This window comes from uncultured Dysosmobacter sp., from assembly GCF_947631635.1.
GTDB lineage: Bacteria > Bacillota > Clostridia > Oscillospirales > Oscillospiraceae > Oscillibacter.
In genome coordinates this window covers 63,888-83,918 of the sequence record NZ_CANRMB010000012.1, presented here as the reverse complement: position 1 = coordinate 83,918, position 20,031 = coordinate 63,888, and the positions used below count along the sequence as shown (strand labels likewise).

Sequence of the window (20,031 nt, the reverse complement as noted above, 5' to 3'; positions counted from 1 at the left end):
GCCCAGCGCATCATGATCGCCCGCCAGGGCAACATCCAGGGCAAGAAGCAGTTTGCCAAGGATATCGCCGGCATCAAGTAATTAAAGCCGCGTGATATATGAGCCTGTTGGTACCCTCAAAAGCCTTGCGCGCTGGAAAGAGAGCGTTATGAAAGCTGCGCCTACGGTGCGATACGGAGGGCAACTGGACGAAGCCTGACTCTTAGCGCAGAGATAACTCGGAATGGGTATCTCAAAATAATTGGATATTACTGGCTTTATCCCCGCCATTCAGTTCTCCAATCCGCCTGAGAAGCACGGCTTTACCTTTGTTCCAGAGCGAGATGCGTTTATTCGTCTGAAAGAAATGCCTCTTACTTACCACAGATTGAATTGCAATAAATCCACCGGCAAGTATTTACGCTGTTACCAAACAGAGGCAATATTGCGTGCATTGTCCCAACCGACCGACTCGTTTTGACAAGTCCGGCATTCGGCGCAGAATCCTGGCCAGCAGCTGTTATCCAGCATTTTACAGAGGGCACCTTCGCTGTTCTAAAACAGGAACACTGCATTTCAAAGATCCGTAAGAGAGGCATTGCAACAGCAACCGAGGAATGCTTCCTGACTGCCACGGCCTCAAACCTGAAACGGATGGTTAGGGTCATCTTCTATAAGCTGAAAATCCAACTTATCTGGGCTGAGGCGGTGTTTCCTCAGCCCAGTTTTCCTTTTTGTCAGCAGGTCCTTTATTGTGCCTTATCCCAGAAAAAAGGGTGTAGACTTTAAAATACAGAAAAAAGCAGGGAGAGAGGTCAATCCTTTTGGGCTAACCCGTCTTCCTGCTTTTGTAGAGCATGCTTTATAACGTCCCACTTCTTGACGATTTCAACGAATGGGCTCTTTTGGGTATTCATATTTTCAAGAGATTTCTCCCGCCCGATAATTACCGGCGAAGTCGCTCTTGGTTACGGGAGGGCTGAGATCTGACTATACGTGCTTGACTGGTCAAACACTTGGCCAACATGCGAGCATTTCTCCTTGATTTCAAAAATGTCCGCGTCGAGCCAGATGATCCGTTGGAATCGTTACGGAATTTCCAGGTATAATTATGGGCTCGTAAATAAACTCTTGGGAAGGTAGGGACGGGGTTTTCATGCGCGCTAAAATACGATGACCTATCTGCTCTGCAATATAGGGCGTATTGAAGATAACATGAGTAGGGCGGATAGACATGAAATCCCAGTTGCTCAACTCGTCATGAGAGACGATTGAAATATCTTCGGGGATAGAAATGTTTCGCTGTTTAAGTGCGTAAAGTGCCCCCTGGGTAGAAAGGTTGTTTTGTGAAAGAATTGCTGTGGGGTATTCAGGGAGGGAGCAGAGGTAATCGATGGCGTGGACTCCGCCCTCAAAAGAAAATTGGCCGTCGAAAACATATGGATAGCTTTCATCGACTGTGATGCCTGCTTCTTTCATGGCGTCAGTAAACCCCTGAAATCTGGATATTGCATTACTCAGATGATTTGGCCCGGATATAACAAAAATACGGCGGTGATTCAATGTTAAAAGTTGCTTGGTCAAAAGATATGAGCCTTTATACCCATTTGTGTCAAAAAAATCATAATCAAAATTCGAATAGGAAACTCGCCGGTTCAACAGAATGGTCGGGATTTTCCTGCTTAATTCATAAAGAAATTGGGCGTTGCTTCCTGTTGGATTGATAATTAAAGCATCGATGTTCTTGCTTACAAGCATTTTAAGGTATGAAAGTTCCCGACTCGGATTTTCACCTGTGCTGCACAGTAGGATCGCATAATTTTCTTCGTTGACGATATCCTCGATGCCGCGGGCGATTGTGCTGTGAAAAACATTTGATATATCAGAGGCAAGGAACCCGATGGTATGTGTGGTGCTGGTTTTTAAGCTTTGTGCATTTGAACTTGGAATAAAACCAAGCTTTTCGATCGAATCTGTTACACGCTTTTTCGTTTCACTGTTTACATGAACATTATTATTTAAAACGCGGGAGACTGTGGTTACAGAAACGTGAGCCGCTTTTGCAACGTCACGAATGGTAATTTTCTTTTCCATATGCATACCCCTAAATATTTTTTCTTATTTTATATCTAAAATAGTCGAAAATCAACGCATTATCAATAAAATTAAAATAGAAACCGGTTGCAAAATCATTGGTATATATTGTACAAAATTCTCTTGTTTTTTCTCTTATTTTTCTCATCTCATTTTTTCTTATGACATTTCATCCAAAATTAAGTGTAGTTTTTCTTAAAAAATGTTGTATTGAATAAGAAGAAATAAGCTGGTATTATATTTTTATGAAAACGGTACCACGAATGAGACAGTCTCACCTGTTGAAGAAATGTTACACCTCTGTGCTTTGCGTTTTCCTGGAAAGCAGAAAAACTGATAGTGGGATTGGAGGCGCATATTCAAAAGTAAGATTTATGGTATTAGGTATTATATAGCTTGTACCATGTTTGGAACAAACTCTTTTGGAGCGATTTTGAGATTTATAAGGGAGATGCTTCCTGGTGTGACAGATATTTGACGATTGACAGCTTTGAAGACGGCTGACTATTATTGACTGAGAGAAAACGGCGATAAGCGGCAGGCTATCTGTGGCGGCTGTGTGGCGGACAGCTCTGACCGGGCCTTGACTGCCGCCAAGGCCATAGCTGCTGAACTGTAAACGCCGGCTTTACTCCGGCAGATATCCTTGCAGCTGAGGATAAACATTTGTAAAACAAACCTTATGCCTGCACCGACAGAGCAAGAATCCATGAGATCAGTTTATCACAATTATCGGCTATAAAATATGTTGATTTTGGAGGAAAGGGTCATAATTATGAAAAAATGCAGAGATGTACTAAGTATTCTTACTAACGGCATAGATAAAATCGAAAGATGGATAATAACAGTTATTTTTGCTGAAACAATTATTGTCGGTTTTATGCAGGTTGTATGCCGCTTTATACTAAAAGCTTCGCTTCCATGGTCTGAGGAGCTTTTGCGGTTCAGCTTTGTCTGGCTGACTTACATTGCAGCAAGCATGGGAATTATGCGAGGAACACATACAGATGTGCGCGTTGTGGTGGATCGACTCCCTGTGCCGGTACAGAAAGCGTTGAACATCTTCCGTGAAGTCGCAACATTGGTGTTCTGCGGAATTGTATTTTGGTTCAGCCTTGAGATTATAACATTACAAATTTCCAAAAACCAGATTTCTCCGGCAATGCATATTCCTATGTATATTCCTTATCTTGGCTTGACATGCTCTTTCGGAATAATGGTGGTTCAATGCATTGCAAGGCTCCTTGCGTCAATTGAAGAAGCATTTAACAAAAAGGACATTGAAGTAAATTTATAAAAGGTGGGTGAACAGAAGTGGTTGGAGGCATGCTTTTTGGTATTTTCGCGTTACTTTTGATTTTGGGCGTTCCAATTGCGATTTGTGTGGGGTTATCGGCAATTATTACATTGGCAGTAAGCGGAGACGTTTCTTTAGCGGTTATTGCACAGCGAATGTATTCTGCTACGGACTCATTTCCTATGATGGCAATTCCCTTTTTTATTGTTGCGGGTTCCATCATGGAGCACGGCGGCTTGTCAAAGCGGTTGATTAATTTCGCGTCTTCTTTCGTTGGGCAAATGACCGGCGGGTTAGGCCTTGTGACAGTTGTTACCAGTATGTTTTTTGCTGCGATCTCTGGATCTGGGCCGGCAACAACGGCTGCGGTTGGCGGAATTATGATACCCGCAATGGAAGCGAACAATTATGATAAGAAGTTCGCAACTTCTTTGACAGCGACTGCTGGCGCACTTGGACCCCTGATTCCTCCCAGCGTTTTATTCGTCACATTTGGAGTGGCGACCGGCGTTTCTATCGGCGCGCTCTTTATGAGCGGTGTTATCCCCGGCATTATGATTGCATTAGTGCTCTGCATTATGGTTTATTTTATTTCTAAAAAGCGGGGATTTGTTGGAACTGATGTAAAGTTTTCTGCAAAAAATGTTTTAGTCGCGACAAAGGAAGCCATTTGGGTCATTTTTATGCCTTTGATCGTTTTGGGGGGCATCTACGGTGGTGTCTTTACTCCGACGGAAGCGGCCATTGTTGCGGCGGTTTACGGCTTGTTCTTGGGATTTGTCGTATATAAAGAACTGAAGATTAAGGACCTGCCGAAAATTTTCGTGGATTCTGCGCTAACCAGCGCCATGGTTATGTTTGTTATTGCCTGCGCACAGAGTTTCAGTTGGGTTATGTCCAGTTTCCGCGTGACCAATGCGATTGCGGCGGGTGTGCTGGCTATCACCAGCAATAAAGTGCTGTTGCTGCTGTTGTTGAACGGTATGCTGCTGATTAGTGGCTGTTTCATCGAGCTGAATGCATCAATTGTCATTTTTGCTCCCATGCTTTTGCCTATTATGGAGTCTATCGGTGTTAATCCAATTCATTTTGGTTGTTTCATGGTCGCTAACCTGTGTCTGGGATTGGTAACTCCGCCCTTGGGTGTCAACCTCTATGTTGCCTGCGGATTAATGAAGCTGAAGATTGAAGATACCGTGCGGTGGCTGATTCCGTTGCTGGGCGCTTGTGTAGCCGTTGTCCTATTGGTCACCTTCTGTGAGCCGCTGGCGCTGTTTTTGCCGAGGTTGCTAAACTTGGTTTGATTCTTTCGGCTGGAAGAAAAAAGTTATTTGAAGGAGGTTGTGGGTTATATGGCACTAACAGTGAGAGTTGAGAAATTGAAACGGGAGTACTTGCAGTACCCCAAATCAATTTGCGTGGAACGCGCCCGGTTGATCACAGAAAGCTATCGCCAAACAGAAGGCGAGCACCCCTATATTCGCAGAGCAAAAGCGCTGCAGCATATTCTGGAAAACAAAACAATTTATATTCGCGATGGTGAGCTCATCGTAGGTAGCCAGGCAAGCAAACCGGCGGCTGCGTCTGTTTTTCCGGAAACCGGCGCCAACTGGGTTTTGGACGAATTAGATACGTTTGCAACTCGCGAAATGCGTAAGTTCGAAATCTCAGAAGAATCAAAAAATGAACTTAGACAGCTGCTGCCTTATTGGGAGCATCAAACGGTTTTATATCAATCGATGCAGCGGCTAAATGCAGAGACTAAGTTTCAATATGGATTCAAATACCCTGTCATTTCCCCGAGCTTGAATCTGCGGGGGCATGTGGGACATTTTGTCCCTAACTATGGTCGTATTGTCCGAAATGGTTTTCAAAGTGTTGAAAATGACGCGAAAAAACAGTTGGCTGCAATAGATTATGCACAGCCGGATAGCTTAGACCGTAGTAATTTCTATCAGAGCATTTTGATTGTATGTCAGGCAATTAAAACTTTTTCTGAACGCTATGCCGCAGAAGCATGCAGATTGGCGGAACAGGCAGATGTTTCTGATTCCCGCAGGGAAGAACTGCGTAAGATTGCGGAGACCTGCCGCCGTGTCCCTTATTATAGCGCACGAAATTTCCAGGAGGCGTTGCAGAGTTTGTGGTTCATCCACCTGACTGTGCAAATCGAAGGGGATGGCTTTGCATTTTCTTTCGGAAGAGCAGATCAGTATCTCTACGATGCCTACATCCGAGATGTGGAAGAGAATGGCTTAACAAATGATGCGGCCCAGGAACTGGTGGATTGCTTTTGCCTAAAGTGCAACGAAATTACCCGAATTGCGGATGTCCCGCCCAAGACGAGTTATTTTGGCGGCGTCAACATGACGCAAAACTTGATTTTGGGAGGCCAAACACCTGATGGCAATGATGGGTACAACGTTGTCAGCACGCTCTTCCTGCGCGGTGATGAGAACGTGCATATGGATCAGCCAAACCTCTCCATTCGAGTTCATGATGGCGTGCGCGATGAGTTCTTAATGCAAGCAATTTCTGATATCAAAAGCGGCGGCGGAAAGCCAGCTATTTTCAATGATGAGGTGATGATACCTTCTTTGATGAAAGAGCCTTCTGTAACCTTGCAGCAGGCCCGAAATTATGGAATCGTTGGTTGCGTTGAACCGGTAGTATCCAACGGAACTAACGGATGGACGAATGCTGCCATGCTTAATATGGCAAAGTGCTTGGAATTGGCCCTGCATAATGGTGTTGATCCATTTTCTGGAGTTCAGCTTGGCCCCAAAACCGGAACGGCTGAGGAGTTGACATCTTATGACGCGGTTGAGAGAGCATACAATTACCAGATTAAATATTTTGTTAAGCAGATGGTCATTATGCTCAATACATGGGACCAGATGCACGGTGAGCTGATACCGATCCCGTTCATGTCCGCTATGATTGACGGCTGTCTCGAGAAAGGCGTTGATGTTGCTCGAGGCGGTGCACAGTTCAATTACGTTGGTGTTCAAGGCGTTGGCTTGTCTAATGTAGTTGATTCGTTGATGGTTCTTAAGAAAGTCGTTTTTGAAGAAAAGAAGATGACGCTTTCGGAACTGGTCGAAGCTCTTGACAGCAATTTTGAGAACAATGAGTATCTGCGGGCCGGCCTGGTCAACAAGGTTGAAAAATATGGAAACAACATTCAGGAGGTAGATGAACTCGCAAAAAGAGTCGCGGATTCGTACTGTGAAGAAGTCAGCCAATATGCATGCGTTCGCGGCGGCAAATATCGCCCGGGCCTGTTCCCGGTGGCATCTCATGTGCCTTTGGGGACAGTGGTTGGTGCGCTTCCGAGCGGAAGGCTGTCTGGAACCCCCCTGAACGATGGAATTTCCCCGGTGAGTGGTTGTGATATTAACGGTCCCACAAGCGTGCTGCTTTCTGTTTCCCGTATTAATCATGCAAATGCCACAAATGGAACGCTATTGAACATGAAATTGCATCCTACGTCGCTGCGCACGGAAGAAGATATGCGAAAGCTCGTATCTTTCATTCACTCTTTCATGAAATTGGGATTGATGCATATTCAATTCAACGTGGTATCCCGTGAAGAGTTGCTGGCAGCGCAAAATGATCCGCAAAATCATAGAGATCTGATTGTTCGTGTGGCTGGCTACAGTGCTAACTTTGTGGATCTGGATCGGAAAATGCAGGATGATATTATTAATCGCACAGAGCAAGATTTCTAAACAATGGTGGTGAAAATGGTGAACAGCTCAATTTCTAACTGTGATCGTGGTATCGTGTTTAATATCCAGAGGTATTCCCTTCATGATGGGGATGGAATCCGAACGATTGTATTTATGAAAGGCTGTCCACTGCGCTGCGCATGGTGTGCAAATCCGGAGTCACAAGCTGCGAACATTGAGGTTTCACTGAAAACGATACACTGTATTGGATGCAGAAGCTGTGAAGTGCATTGTCCTCACCAGGCAATACGTTTTTTGGACGGAAAGCCAACCATTGCTCGGGAGCTTTGTACAGTTTGTGGTAACTGCGAGCAAGCCTGCAATACCGGCGCAATGTCTCTGATGGGGCAGGAGATGACAGTTGAAGAAGTTTTTCATCAAGTGATTTCTGACAGGCCTTTTTTTGACGCCTCAAATGGAGGAGTCACGTTTTCGGGCGGCGAACCGCTGATGCAGCCGCACTTTTTGAAAAATGCTCTAAGAAGATTTCATGAAGCCAATATTTCAACTGTTTTGGAAACTTGCGGATTTGCATCAAAAGAAATTCTTGAAAGTGTTCAATCATATGTGGATACGTTCTATTTTGATATAAAACTCATGGACAGCGAGATGCACAAAAAATTCACATCCGTTTCTAATGAACGCATCCTAAGCAATTTGGCATATCTGCAAAGAACCGGAAGCCGTGTACTTGTTCGAATGCCCTTCATTCCGGGAGTTAATGACTCAAAAGAGAATCTAGTTGCAACGGGAATGTATCTCAAAAAAATTGATATTCCAGAGATTCAGCTTTTACCGTACCATTCCTATGGCGCATCAAAGTATCCAACTGTCGGCAGAGCGTATAAGTTCCATTCCCACGTTCCGAGTACGGAAGAAATGGAAAACGCAAGGAAAATTTTGGTTGGATGCGGTGTGAAAGTAAAAATTTAAAAAGGAAAGAGAGGACCCCAAAATGAAAAAGTTGATTTGCCTGTGCCTGACCGTAGTTATGACGATGTCCCTGCTGGCTGGTTGCGGATCCAGTTCCACCGCAGATACCCCCCCCTGCTTCTGACAACACAGAGGCAAGCGAGGTAATTACCATTAAAATTGGTCATGTTCTGAATGAAGAAAGTCCCTTCCACGCAGCATCCTTGAAGTTTGCCGAGCTTGTGTCTGAAAAGTCCGGCGGCAGCCTGCAGGTCGAGGTGTATCCCAGCGCTCTGCTGGGCAATGATCGCGAGCTGGCAGAAGGCCTGCAGATGGGTACGGTGGATGCCGCTGTCTGCGACAGTTCCACGGTCACCGGTTTCTGCCCTGAGTTGCAGTTGTTTTCTCTGCCCTATCTGTTCAAAAATTCCGAACATGTTTATGAGGTTCTGGATGGCGAAATTGGTCAGGAACTGATTGATATGTTCTATGAGCAGAGCGGCATCATTGGCCTTGCCTGGGGCGAGAATGGTTGGCGCCAGGAGACCAACTCCATCCATCCCGTTACTTGCGCCGCAGATATGCAGGGCCTGAAGATCCGCACCATGGAAATCTCCTGCCACCTGGATTACTGGAAGTCTCTGGGTGCTGATCCTACCCCTATGGCATGGACCGAGGTCTATACCGCTCTGCAGCAGGGTACTGTGGACGGCCAGGAGAACCCTGTGCAGACCATCTACACGCAGAAGGTTTATGAGGTTCAGAAATACATGTCCATGACCAACCACGTCTATGCTCCCATGCTGATGATGATGAGCGAGTCTCTGTGGAACAAGCTAACCGAAGAGCAGCAGAACATCTGCAAGGAGGCCGCCAAGGAAGCTTGCGCTTATGAGCGGCAGTTTGTTTCCGACCTGGAGGCCCGCGCAATCAAAGAACTGCCTGATCTGGGGGTTGAACTGCTGACTAACGACCAGATTGATACGGAGTCCTTCCGTGTTGCCGCCGCTCCCATCATTGAGAAATACGGCACGGAAATGGGCGTTATGGATCTGGTTTCCCAAATTCAGGCCATTGGCGAAAAATACTAATTGGGGATACCAGACGCTGCAAATGTCAATTTAGGTTACGATATTAATTAAGAAAGAAGACAGAATAAAATATGCCTACTATTTTTGTAAATATCCTTGAGGGAAAGACTCAGGAACAGAAAGAAGCATTTGTGAAAAAAATTACCGAGGCTGCAGTAGAGACTGTTGATGCTCAACCGGAAAAAGTAAGCGTTTTTTTCAATGAATACCCCAAGCATAACGTGGCCAGAAATGGGATTACTTACGATAAAGTTTGAGTTCGAGCATAAACATTGTGATGAACGAGATATAAACGCAAGAAGGGATTAATGTGGAAAATTTCGTTTTTAATTCGTCTACACGGGTTATTTTCGGCCGAGGAACCGAAAATGATGTAGGCGAAGAAATCAAATCGTGGGGCGGGACAAAAGTGCTGGTCCATTACGGCTCTGAGAGCGCAAGAAGAAGCGGCCTCTTGGATCGGGTTGAGCAGTCCTTGAAATCTGCCGGCTTGGAATATGTATCACTTGGCGGAGTTGTTCCGAATCCTCATATTGGTAAAGTGCGCGAAGGCATCACACTCTGCAAAGAAGAAGGTGTAGATTTTATTCTCGCTGTTGGCGGCGGCAGTGTGATAGACTCCGCCAAAGCAATTGCTTACGGTGTAAAATATCAAGGCGATGTATGGGAAATCTATGACCGACGCGCACAATATCCTGTCGAAGCAGCCCTTCCTGTGGGAAGCATTGTTACCATTGCGGCGGCTGGCAGTGAAACCAGCAGTTCCAGTGTTTTGACTGATGAAAAGACACTTTTGAAGCGCGGGTATAAGTCTGAGCTTAGCCGCCCGAAGTTTGCAATTATGAACCCGGAGTTAACGTATACACTTCCTCAATATCAGACCGTATGTGGCGTGGTAGACATTATGATGCATACGTTTGAACGCTATTTTGCGCCGAGATCTCATAACCATATGAGTGACATGCTTGCGGTGGCAGTTTTAAAAAACGTTATCGATAACGGAAGACTTGTTCTGAAGAAGCCGCAGGATTATCAAGTCCGTTCTGAGATCTTGTGGGCAAGCAATCTTTCACACAATGATTTGACTGGCCTTGGTCGGGCAGATGACTGGGCAACACACCAAATCGAACACGAACTGGGCGGAATGTTCAATGTCGCCCACGGCGCGGGCCTGGCAGCTGTTTGGGGCTCCTGGGCAAGATATGTTTACAAAGCTGACATGATGCGGTTTGTTGAATTTGCGAATCAAGTGTGGAATGTTCCTATTAACTATGAGGACCTTGAGGAGACGGCTCTTCAGGGAATCAGCTTGACGGAACAATATTTCAAGACCTTAGGGATGCCGACGAATATTCCTGAGCTGCTTGGCAGACAGGTAACAGCAGAAGAAATTGAGCAGCTTTCCAGTAGCTGCGTACATTTTGGAAGACGTAAAATTGGAACCTTTATGGTTTTGGATAAAGATGATGTTTCCAAAATTTACAATATGGCAAATGTTGCAACTGCCTAAGCATTTTAACGACTTTAGCTGTGTTAGTTACAATAAATAGCTTGGTGGTTTATCTGTTTGTACCTGTTTATGCGAGGAGGAAATCCCCTGGTGGGGATTTCCTCCTTGTAGCTGGTGCACCCGGCGAGCGCACATTCTAACGGGTGCAAATCCCGAGACCGCCCGGTGGGGTGCCTAAACAGCACCCCACCCCTGAAAGCCTTGGAATTTCTCAAACTGTCAAGCCCTTGCCGTTTTTCCGCTCCAGCACCAGCCGGTCTGCGATCATGGCAATGAATTCGGAATTCGTGGGCTTGCCCTTGGCATTACTCACCGTGTAGCCGAAGTACTTTTGCAGGGTCTCCAGGTCGCCCCGGTCCCAGGCCACCTCGATGGCGTGGCGGATGGCCCGCTCCACCCGGGAGGGCGTAGTGCCAAACCGCTTGGCGACGGCGGGATACAGCACTTTGGTAACGGCGTTGATGACCTCCATATCGTCCACAGCGATCATAATGGCCTCCCGCAGATACTGGTAGCCCTTGATATGGGCGGGAACTCCGATCTCGTGGATGACGGCGGTCACCTGGTTTTTCAGCTGGGCGGCGTGCTGCTCCGGCGCGGCCTCCTGTCCAAACAGGCTGTGCATCCGGTCCAGCAGGGCGCTCACCTCAAAGGGCTTGGGCAGGAAATAGCTCACCCCAAGGTCCCTGGCCTGGATCAGCACCTCGTCGGTGCAGAAAGCGGAGACCATGATGACCTTCGGCATCCTCTCTCCGCTTTCCCGGAGCTGCTGAAGGACCGCCAGTCCGTCCAGCCCCGGCAGGGCCACATCCATCACCACCAGCTCCGGCTGGCGCTGCATGATCAACTGTAAAGCTTCCGCCCCATCCCCGGTAGAATTCACCACTGTAAATTCCTCTGTCTTTTCCATGGCCTCCCGCAGCATCCCGCGGAATTCTTCATTCGCATCTGCCAGCAATACAGTTCTTCTGTTGTCCATGTTACCCTTGTCCTTTTCCCTGAATTTGCGATTTGCGACGGATTCGTGAGTCTTCAAATCACGTTTTCTATAAACTATCATAAATTTACAGGATTTTCAAGTTGTATCTGTAAAATTATTCCATAAATCATTCGACGTTTTTTTCGAGACTTCCCAATTCCTTGCGCCATCAGGCTTTCAGACCCACACTTCCTTTTTCCGCGCTGTTGTGATATGATGATAAGCAGCAAAGGAGGAACGGCTTTCATGGACATTTTGACTGAACTGACCCATTACCATCCCTGGAACCGGCAGGAGGAACGGGACTGCGCAGAGCTGCTGCGCCGCCTGCAGAGCGGCGAGGATCTGTACAGCCGTGACAATGCCTCCGCCCATCTGACCGCCTCTGCCTGGGTGGTCAGTCCCGACCGAAAGCAGGTGCTGATGGCCTACCACAATCTGTACGGCTCCTGGTCCTGGCTGGGCGGACACGCCGATGGGGACCATGACCTGCTGAGCGTCGCCCTGCGGGAGATCCGGGAGGAGAGCGGCCTGACCCGCGTGCGGCCCCTGTCGGAGCACATCTACTCTCTGGAGATCTTATCTGTGGACGGACATGAGAAGCGCGACGAATACATCTCCTCCCACCTGCATCTCAACATCACCTACCTGCTGGAGGCGGACCCGGCGGACGCGGTGCGGTGCAAGCCGGACGAAAACAGCCGCATCGGCTGGTTTGCTCTGGAGGACGCGGTGGCCGCCTCCTCCGAGCCCTGGTTCCGGGAACGGATCTATAAGAAGCTGAACGCAAAGCTGTCCGGCTTTTGAACAACGCCCGTGCATGAAAGCCATGCACGGGCGCTGGTTTATCGCTCATTCTTTTTGGCGGCCTCCAGCTTGGTCTGGCGGCGGTTGCGGACCTCCGGCGGCATGGGCTGGATATCCCCCGCTCTGGTCAGCGCCCACCTGGTGAGGACCGGTCCGATCAGCTCATAGATCAGGACGGAGAACAACGTGATATTGCGAATCAACCGCCCCTCCTCCCCCAGCTGCATGGCGGTGGTGCACATGCCCAGGGCCACGCCCGCCTGGGGCAGCAGGGTAATGCCCAGGTATTTGCAGATCTGAGGCGCGCAATGGGTCCACCTGGCGCTGACGAACGCGCCGATATACTTGCCTGCGGAGCGGAACAGGATATAGACCACACCGATACAGACGATGGCGATATCCGTGAATACGCCGAGTTCCAGCTCCGCGCCGCTGATGACAAAGAACAGGGCGAACAGCGGCGAGGTCCACTTGTCCGCCGCCCCCATCAGATCATGGGACAGTGGGCAGAGGTTGCAGAACACCGTGCCCAGCATCATGCAGACCAGCAGCGAGGAGAATCCCACCGTCACAGGGCCGATTTTAAATTCCAGCATGGCAAGAGAGGCCGTGAGAAACACAAAGGCGATGGTCAGATTCAAACGGTTGGTATTGGAGTGGAACAGCTTTTCCAGCTGGGTCAGCAGCCATCCCATCACCGCGCCCAGCAGCAGCGAAGCGGCGATCTCCACAAGGGGGTTCACCAGGATGGACACCAGATCCACGGCGCCGCTGACCAGCGTCTTTGCGATGCCGAAGGACACTGCAAAGGCCACCAGGCCCACGGCGTCATCCAATGCCACGATAGGCAGCAGCAGGCTGGTCAGCGGGCCTTTGGCCTTGTACTGCCGCACCACCATCAGCGTAGCCGCGGGAGCGGTGGCTGTTGCAATGGCGCCCAGGGTGATGGCTTGCGCCGCGGACAGCTTTTCCGGCAGGATGACATGGACCGCCAGCAGCGCCACATCCACCAGCAGCGTGGCGGTAAGCGCCTGGCACACACCGATGACGGCGGCCTGCCGTCCCGTGGCTTTCAAATCTTTCAAACGAAATTCATTGCCGATGGAAAACGCGATAAAGCCCAGGGCGACCTCCGAGATCAGGGCGAGGCTGCTCACTGCTTCAGCAGAGACAAAGCCGAGGCCCTCGATCTGCATGGCACCCAAGCAATATGGGCCGATCAGGACGCCGGCCACCAGATAGGCGGTGACGTCAGGCAGTTTGAAACGGCCGGCGGCGCGCGTCATCAGAAGCCCCGCCAGGGTGGCGATGGAGACAGACAGCAGGGTAGACATTGTATCAACTTCCTCCTTCTGAATTATGCCTTCCCAGTATACTGCACTCCTTTTCAAAAATCAAGGTAAACGTTTGCGCTTTTTACATAATTTTTACATGCATTTTACACATTCTTCTTTGTATAATAATTAAAAATTTTTTATTTTTACATAATTTTACTTATTAAATTTACGATAATGATTGCGTTGCTGGCAGAAGCGCTGGGCGGCTGCGGCTGTCCAGCGCTTCTGCCGCGTCATTTCGCGGTGTTCAGCATATTTTGCAGCAAGATCTCACATCCTAGTACCGTCTCGGAATGCGAGCGGCGGTCTCTTTGCTTTTTGCATGGATCTTAGGCTTTTCGACAGTTTATCATCAAATCACTTGAAACGTGATACATTCACTTTTCAAGTGTCACAGCGCATGTGCGCTGTGGCAGGCCGCGGACCGCGGCCTTGATTTGCATTTCATAGTCCATCACTGTGCGCTTTACGCACAGCGGGCATCGCCCGCTTGAAAAATACCATGCGATCTTTCAAGTTCATGGACGATCCTGCGTGGTCTCCGCCGCCTCCAGCATCCTTTGGATCGAGATCCCATAGCCCTTTTCCGGGGAGTTCAGAAGCACATGGGTCACAGCGCCCACCAGCTTTCCATTCTGGATGATCGGGCTTCCCGACATGCCCTGGACGATGCCGCCGGTGGCGGCGATGAGGTCCGGGTCCGTCACGGACAACACCAGGTCCCGTCCGTCCGCGGCGTTGGAGACGACCTTTAAGATCTCCACCGTATATTCCTCCACGGAATCCCCCTCCACATTGGAGCGGATCACCGCGGCGCCGGGCTTGGCCTCCCCGATGGGCACGGCCTCCCCCAGTCCGTAATCTGCCGTTTCCAGCGTGCCGAAAATGCCGCAGTCGGTGTTGGCGTACAGGTCGCCCAGGTCGCGGGACAGGTCAAAATCCCCCCGCAGCTCCCCGGCGGAACCGGCCTCTCCCTTTTTCACCGCCTTGACGGTAGAGGGCAGGATGGAGCCGTTGGAGAAGGGCATCAGCAGCGCCGTGTCCACATCCGTGATCCCATGGCCCAGCGCGCCGAACACGCCGGTGGCCGGGTCGTAATAGGTCATGGTGCCGATACCCGCCATGCTGTCCCGGATCCAGGCGCCGATGCAGTAGACGCCTTGGTCATTCTGTTCCGGCTCCACGGCCAGCGTCATGCTGTCCCCGTCCCGGCGGACCTGGAGGTCTGTGGAAGCGTCTCCGTTTTTTTGCAGAAGCGCCTGGAACTGCTCCGTGGACGTCACGGAGACGCCGCCGCATTTGACGATGACGTCGCCGGTCTGAAGGCCGCATTCCTTCGCCGGTGTGCCGCCGTCGGAGAGCTTGACTACCACCACGCCCCGGGCAAACAGCTTGATGCCCACCGTGTGCCCCACAGGGACCAGCATCCGGACATCCTGTGTCCCGCTCTCCGCCGTCACACCGGCGGCCATGGCCAAAGCCGGGGAGCAAAGGAAAAGCGCCAGAAGGAACGCCGTTCCCCCTTGCAGGACTCGTCTTGCGATCTGTGATGGTCCATACAATCAAATCACCCCTTTTTTGAAAATCTGCCGGAGGCGCGTTCGTCCACCGGCACCGTTATCATCTGCCGTTCTCCCAAAACCACGCCAAGCAAAATGCGGCAGCGGCACCATGGGACCATCTGCCTGCCCTGCAATTTGGGCAATGCAAAAAGGACCCGCAGGCAAAAGCCTGCGGGTCCTTCCAAAAAATACGTTTTAATCGCGCTTATTGAAAATCTTGAAAATATCCTCAAAGGGATCGTCTTCCTCGGGCTTGGGCACGTCCTCTTCCTTCAGGGGAACGGGCTCCGGAGCGGCGGCGGACTGTCCGTCCTGGGCGGCGGCCATTTTCGGCAGCTGGCCGGGCGCCTTGTCAAAGCCGGTGGCGATCACGGTCACGCGGATCTCGTCGTCCAGAGTCTCGTCGAAGGTGGCGCCGAAGATGGTGAGCGCGTCGGGGTGGACGGCGGCCTGCACCAAGCTGGCGGCCTGCTCCACCTCCTCCAGGCCGATGTCCATGGAGCCGGTGACGTTGATGAGCACGCCCTTGGCGCCCTCGATAGAGGTCTCCAGCAGGGGGCTGGAAATGGCCATCTTGGCGGCCTCCTCGGCCTTGCCCTTGCCGGCGGCCCGGCCTACGCCCATGTGGGCCATGCCCGCGTTCTTCATGATGGCGGTCACGTCGGCAAAGTCCAGGTTGATGAAGCCGGTGTCCCGGATGAGGTCGGAGATGGACTGCACCGCCTGGCGCAGCACATCGTCGGCAATTTCAAAGGCATTGGCAAAGGTGATCTTCTGATCCGTGGCGTGCTTCAGCCGCTCGTTGGGGATGATGACCAGGGAGTCCACCTTTCCCTCCAGCTCGGCGATGCCCGCCTCGGCCTGCTGCATCCGGCGGCGGCCCTCAAAGCCAAAGGGCTTGGTCACCACGGCCACCGTCAGGATATCCATCTCCTTGGCGATCTCCGCCACGATGGGCGCGCCGCCGGTGCCGGTGCCGCCGCCCATGCCGGCGGTGATAAACACCATGTCGGTGTCCTCCAGCGCCTTGGCGATCTGGTTGCGGCTCTCCTCGGCGGACTTGCGGCCCACCTCGGGGTCCGAACCGGCGCCCTGGCCGTGGGTCAGCTTCTCGCCGATCTGAATCTTATAAGTAGCACTGGAAACATTCAGTGCCTGCTTGTCGGTATTCACCGCCACAAAGTCCACGCCCTTGGTGCCAGAGCGGACCATACGGTTCACTACGTTGTTGCCGCCTCCGCCAACGCCGATGACCTTGATATTGACCACGGTATCGGGGCCGGTTTCCAATCCAAATGCCATAGTGGTGCCTCCTGCTATCATTTGTAGAAAAGGAATCAATTTCCCTGTACTCACGCTATATCCTGTGTCCTCAGATATTTAGTTTATTGTATGACACTTTCCCGCTCCGGTCAAGTACCCCATTTGGTTTTCGACCTTTTTTTCCAAAAAAAGAGGAAGAGCGGAGGGCCGCTCTTCCCTTTTCAGCCCATATTGGGTCTGAAATATGTCTCGTCCTGCATCAAGTCAAAGGTCCCCGTCATATTCTCCTGGATCTTACCGTCCTCCAAGGACAGCCGCAGCGCCTTCAGCTTCAGGGCATAATCCGCGCCATAGGGCATCTCCACGCGGAACCGCTCCGCATAGTCCATGGAGAGGACCGAGAGGCTGTCCAGATGGATGCCGTCCACCTGGTCCAGCATCCCCGCCTCGTCCAGGGCCGCCAGCAGCGCCAGCAGGCTGGATTGCTGGGTGGCGTATTCCGTCGCCAGGGCGATGGGCGTGCCCACAGAGGGCGACAGCAGCTTGCAGCTGTCGATCACGCCATAGGCGGAGGCCCTCGCCGCCGGAAGCTGCTCCACGATCATCCCCCTGGCGCTGACCATCCACGCGCTTCCATCCTGCACCACCGCCAGCGGCGTTCTGCACTCCTTGACGATCTCCACCAGCAGGACGTCCGGCAGCTTTTTGTTGATGCGGGTGTCCTCCACATAGGGCAGCGCCTTCTTGATGTTGTTGTCCACATTCCATTTGTTCAGCAAAAAGAGGTTGTCGCCCTGTTCCACGCCGGTCGCCGCGATGATCTCCTCCGCGGTGTACTTCTCCTCTCCGGTGACGATGATGGCGTCCACCCGGAAAAACAGTGTCAGCGCCGCGACGATCACCCCGCAGATGACCAATGTGGACAGCAGCTTATAGAGGAAGCCAAAGCTTCCTCTGCGCCGCCGGTTGGAATGTCTGCGTCTTGCCATCGTGATCTGCTCCTAAATCTCTGTCTCTGTCCGGATCATATCCGCGCCCAGGGTCCGCAGGTCCCGGGCGATATCCTCGTAGCCCCGGTCGATATGGCCGATCTCGGAGACGCGGGTCTCTCCCTCCGCTGCCAGGGCCGCCACGCACAGGGCCGCGCCGCCCCGCAGGTCCGTGCACCGCACGGCCGCGCCATAGAGTTGGTCCACCCCTGTGACCACCGCCACCCGGCCGGATACCCGGATCGAGCCGCCCATGCGGGTCAGCTCATCCACATGGCGGTAGCGGTTTTCAAAAATATTCTCCTCAAATACCGTGGCTCCCCGGCTCCGCAGCAGAGCCGCCATCAAAACCGCCTGGGCGTCGGTGGGGAAGCCCGGATAGGGCGCCGTCCGCACCGGGCGCACCGCCCGCAGGCGGTCCCGGCAGGCGCAGGCGATGCCCGCGCTGTCCGCCGTGATGGTGCAGCCCGCCTCCCGCAGAACGGCGGTGACGGTCGCCAGATGCTGCTCCCGGGCGTCCCGCAGGAAGATGCTGCCGCCGGCGGACGCGGCGGCGCAGAGGTAAGTAGCCGCCGCAATGCGGTCCGGCATGACCTGATACGTACATCCGTGGAGCGGTCTCTTGCCCTCCACCATCACCACGGTGCTGCCCGCGCCGGATACCCTGGCCCCGCAGGCGTTCAAAAAATTCTGAAGGTCCACGATCTCCGGCTCCCTGGCGGCGTTGGAGATCACCGTGGTGCCCTCGGCCCCGCAGGCCGCCAGCATCAGGTTCTCCGTGGCACCCACGGACGGCAGGCTCAGCACCAGCTCCCGGCCCCGCAGCCTGGGGGCCTTGCAGTGCAAGGTGCCGCCTGCGTCGTCGATCTCCGCCCCCAGGTCCCGCAGGCCCGCCAGGTGCAGGTCGATGGGCCGCGGCCCCAGCTCGCATCCCCCGGGATAGCTCAGTTCCGCCTGCCCGCACCGGGCCAGGATCGCCCCCAGGAAAATGGCGGAGGACCGCATCTCCCGCATCAGTATATCAGAGATCGTGCAGCCGTTCAAGCCGGTGGTATCTACCAGCAGGCTGTCTCCCTCCCACCGGACGCCGCAGCCCAGCGCCCGCAGGATGCGGATGGACGCGTCCACGTCCCGCAGCCTGGGGCATCCCCGCAGCTCCACCTGGCCGCCTGTCAGCAGGGTCGCCGCCAGGATGGGCAGCACGCTGTTCTTCGCCCCCTGAATCTTTACCTCGCCCGCCAACCGGCTGCCGCCTCGTATCAAAAGCTGGCTCATATACGTTCCCTCCGCTTGCAAGAATGGTCTAACAGTCCATCCTATGGGCACGGAGGCGCTGTGGTTACCGGCAGATCTCCAAAATAGTCCGGCAGATCCGCTCCGTGGCGTCCCGAATTCCCAGAGACGCCATGGCTGTTTCCATCTCCATTCGCCTTTGTGCATCGTGCAGGATGCCGCAGGCGGCCTGGAACATGGCCTGGCCTGAGCTGTCCTTCTCCAGAAGCACCGCCGCACCGCCGGCCTCTTCCAGCGCCCGGGCGTTTTTCTCCTGGTGGTTGTTGGTCACATAGGGGGACGGCACGATCAGCGCCGGAACGCCCAGGGCCGTCAGCTCGCTGATGGTGGACGCCCCGGCGCGGCAGATCACCAGATCCGCCGCCCGCATGACCGGCGCCATGTCGTAGATGTACTCCCGCAGCTGGAGGGCCGGATGGGCCGCCAGATCCACGCCCCTCTCCTTCAGTAATTGTCCCACCATGGCATAGCCGGCCTTGCCCGCGCCATGGATGTGGTGGAAGGGCTCCTTTGCCGCCTCCAGGGCCAGGAAATCCGCCATCTGCCGGTTCATGCCGGAGGCGCCCAGGGAGCCCCAGAAGGAGACGATCAGCGGCCTGCCGTCGTCCAGGCCCAGCTTCCGCTTGGCCTCCTCCTTCGTCAGCGCAAAGAAGTCGCCCCGCACCGGCGTGCCGGTGACCATCACCTTATCCGGGTGCCTGTAATGCCGGCGGCAGGACTCGAAGCCCACCATGATCCGGTCCGCGAAGGGCTCCAGCATCTCCGTGGTCAATCCGGGCACCATGTTGGACTCATGGACCGCCGTGGGAATGCCCGCCTTGGCGGCGGCCTTCACCATGGGGAAGCTGGCGTAGCCGCCGGTGCCGATGACCACATCCGGCCGGAACTCCCGCAAAATGGCCCGGGCCTCCCGGGGCGCCCGCATCAGATTGCAGACGGAGACGAGATTGTGCTTGATCTCCCTGGGCCTGAACGAGCGGTGGAAGCTGGAAATATGCACGGTGCGGAAATCGTAGCCCGCCTTGGGGACCAGGTCCTTTTCCAGGCCCCGCTCCGCGCCGACAAACAGAAATTCCGTATCCGGGTCCTTCTCGTGCAGGAGCTGCGCCAGGGCGATGGCGGGATTCACATGGCCCGCCGTGCCGCCGCACGTGAAGATCACCCGGTCCAGTTTTTTCTCCATATCT

The 20,031-nt window shown here is 52.7% G+C and carries 17 protein-coding genes; 9 read left to right on the top strand and 8 right to left on the bottom strand.

Annotated elements, in window-relative coordinates; all coding sequences use genetic code 11:
• Positions 1-456 precede the first annotated feature (456 nt).
• Positions 457-768, top strand: coding sequence for a transposase (locus tag Q0Z71_RS08200; protein WP_298020724.1), 312 nt, complete (start codon positions 457-459; stop codon positions 766-768).
• A 258-nt stretch (positions 769-1,026) separates the two neighbouring features.
• Here the strand turns inward: Q0Z71_RS08200 and Q0Z71_RS08195 are convergent, their stop codons facing one another.
• Positions 1,027-2,073 (bottom strand): LacI family DNA-binding transcriptional regulator, encoded by a 1,047-nt coding sequence (locus Q0Z71_RS08195; protein WP_298020721.1) that lies wholly within the window; start codon positions 2,071-2,073, stop codon positions 1,027-1,029.
• Between the two features lie 775 nt (positions 2,074-2,848).
• Here Q0Z71_RS08195 and Q0Z71_RS08190 point away from each other — a divergent pair.
• The 7 genes from Q0Z71_RS08190 to Q0Z71_RS08160 all read left to right on the top strand — a co-directional run bounded on the left by Q0Z71_RS08190 (position 2,849) and on the right by Q0Z71_RS08160 (position 10,614).
• On the top strand, positions 2,849-3,370 hold the full coding sequence (locus tag Q0Z71_RS08190; RefSeq protein ID WP_298020718.1) for a TRAP transporter small permease: 522 nt from the start codon (positions 2,849-2,851) through the stop codon (positions 3,368-3,370).
• Between the two features lie 29 nt (positions 3,371-3,399).
• Positions 3,400-4,674, top strand: coding sequence for a TRAP transporter large permease (locus tag Q0Z71_RS08185; RefSeq protein ID WP_298020715.1), 1,275 nt, complete (start codon positions 3,400-3,402; stop codon positions 4,672-4,674).
• A 48-nt stretch (positions 4,675-4,722) separates the two neighbouring features.
• Positions 4,723-7,101: a glycyl radical protein gene (locus Q0Z71_RS08180; protein ID WP_298020712.1), complete on the top strand. Its 2,379-nt coding sequence runs from the start codon at positions 4,723-4,725 to the stop codon at positions 7,099-7,101.
• A gap of 3 nt (positions 7,102-7,104) precedes the next feature.
• Positions 7,105-8,034, top strand: a complete 930-nt coding sequence (locus Q0Z71_RS08175) for a glycyl-radical enzyme activating protein (protein WP_298020709.1) — start codon at positions 7,105-7,107, stop codon at positions 8,032-8,034.
• A gap of 77 nt (positions 8,035-8,111) precedes the next feature.
• Positions 8,112-9,104 carry a TRAP transporter substrate-binding protein gene (locus tag Q0Z71_RS08170; RefSeq protein WP_363316694.1) on the top strand — a complete coding sequence of 331 codons (993 nt, stop codon included), beginning with the start codon at positions 8,112-8,114 and terminating at the stop codon, positions 9,102-9,104.
• Between the two features lie 71 nt (positions 9,105-9,175).
• Positions 9,176-9,361, top strand: coding sequence for a tautomerase family protein (locus tag Q0Z71_RS08165; RefSeq protein WP_298020706.1), 186 nt, complete (start codon positions 9,176-9,178; stop codon positions 9,359-9,361).
• Positions 9,362-9,414: 53 nt separating this feature from the next.
• Positions 9,415-10,614 (top strand): iron-containing alcohol dehydrogenase, encoded by a 1,200-nt coding sequence (locus tag Q0Z71_RS08160; protein WP_298020703.1) that lies wholly within the window; start codon positions 9,415-9,417, stop codon positions 10,612-10,614.
• A gap of 211 nt (positions 10,615-10,825) precedes the next feature.
• Here the strand turns inward: Q0Z71_RS08160 and spo0A are convergent, their stop codons facing one another.
• Positions 10,826-11,593, bottom strand: a complete 768-nt coding sequence (gene spo0A / locus Q0Z71_RS08155; protein WP_298020701.1) for a sporulation transcription factor Spo0A — start codon at positions 11,591-11,593, stop codon at positions 10,826-10,828.
• Positions 11,594-11,839: 246 nt separating this feature from the next.
• On the opposite strand from spo0A, the gene Q0Z71_RS08150 reads away from it, so the two are divergent.
• Entirely contained in the window at positions 11,840-12,400 is a 561-nt protein-coding gene (locus Q0Z71_RS08150) for an NUDIX hydrolase (protein ID WP_298020698.1), read from the top strand.
• Between the two features lie 38 nt (positions 12,401-12,438).
• Here the strand turns inward: Q0Z71_RS08150 and Q0Z71_RS08145 are convergent, their stop codons facing one another.
• The 6 genes from Q0Z71_RS08145 to murG form a co-directional block, all read right to left on the bottom strand.
• Positions 12,439-13,734, bottom strand: coding sequence for a cation:proton antiporter (locus tag Q0Z71_RS08145; RefSeq protein WP_298020696.1), 1,296 nt, complete (start codon positions 13,732-13,734; stop codon positions 12,439-12,441).
• 521 nt (positions 13,735-14,255) lie between these two features.
• Positions 14,256-15,299, bottom strand: a complete 1,044-nt coding sequence (spoIVB, locus tag Q0Z71_RS08140) for a SpoIVB peptidase (RefSeq protein ID WP_298020693.1) — start codon at positions 15,297-15,299, stop codon at positions 14,256-14,258.
• 195 nt (positions 15,300-15,494) lie between these two features.
• Positions 15,495-16,601 (bottom strand): cell division protein FtsZ, encoded by a 1,107-nt coding sequence (gene ftsZ, locus Q0Z71_RS08135; protein WP_298020690.1) that lies wholly within the window; start codon positions 16,599-16,601, stop codon positions 15,495-15,497.
• A gap of 182 nt (positions 16,602-16,783) precedes the next feature.
• Positions 16,784-17,551 carry a cell division protein FtsQ/DivIB gene (locus Q0Z71_RS08130; RefSeq protein ID WP_298020687.1) on the bottom strand — a complete coding sequence of 256 codons (768 nt, stop codon included), beginning with the start codon at positions 17,549-17,551 and terminating at the stop codon, positions 16,784-16,786.
• Between the two features lie 12 nt (positions 17,552-17,563).
• Entirely contained in the window at positions 17,564-18,826 is a 1,263-nt protein-coding gene (murA, locus tag Q0Z71_RS08125; protein ID WP_298020682.1) for a UDP-N-acetylglucosamine 1-carboxyvinyltransferase, read from the bottom strand.
• A 64-nt stretch (positions 18,827-18,890) separates the two neighbouring features.
• Positions 18,891-20,027, bottom strand: a complete 1,137-nt coding sequence (murG, locus tag Q0Z71_RS08120) for an undecaprenyldiphospho-muramoylpentapeptide beta-N-acetylglucosaminyltransferase (protein ID WP_298020679.1) — start codon at positions 20,025-20,027, stop codon at positions 18,891-18,893.
• Between the last annotated feature and the right edge of the window lie 4 nt (positions 20,028-20,031).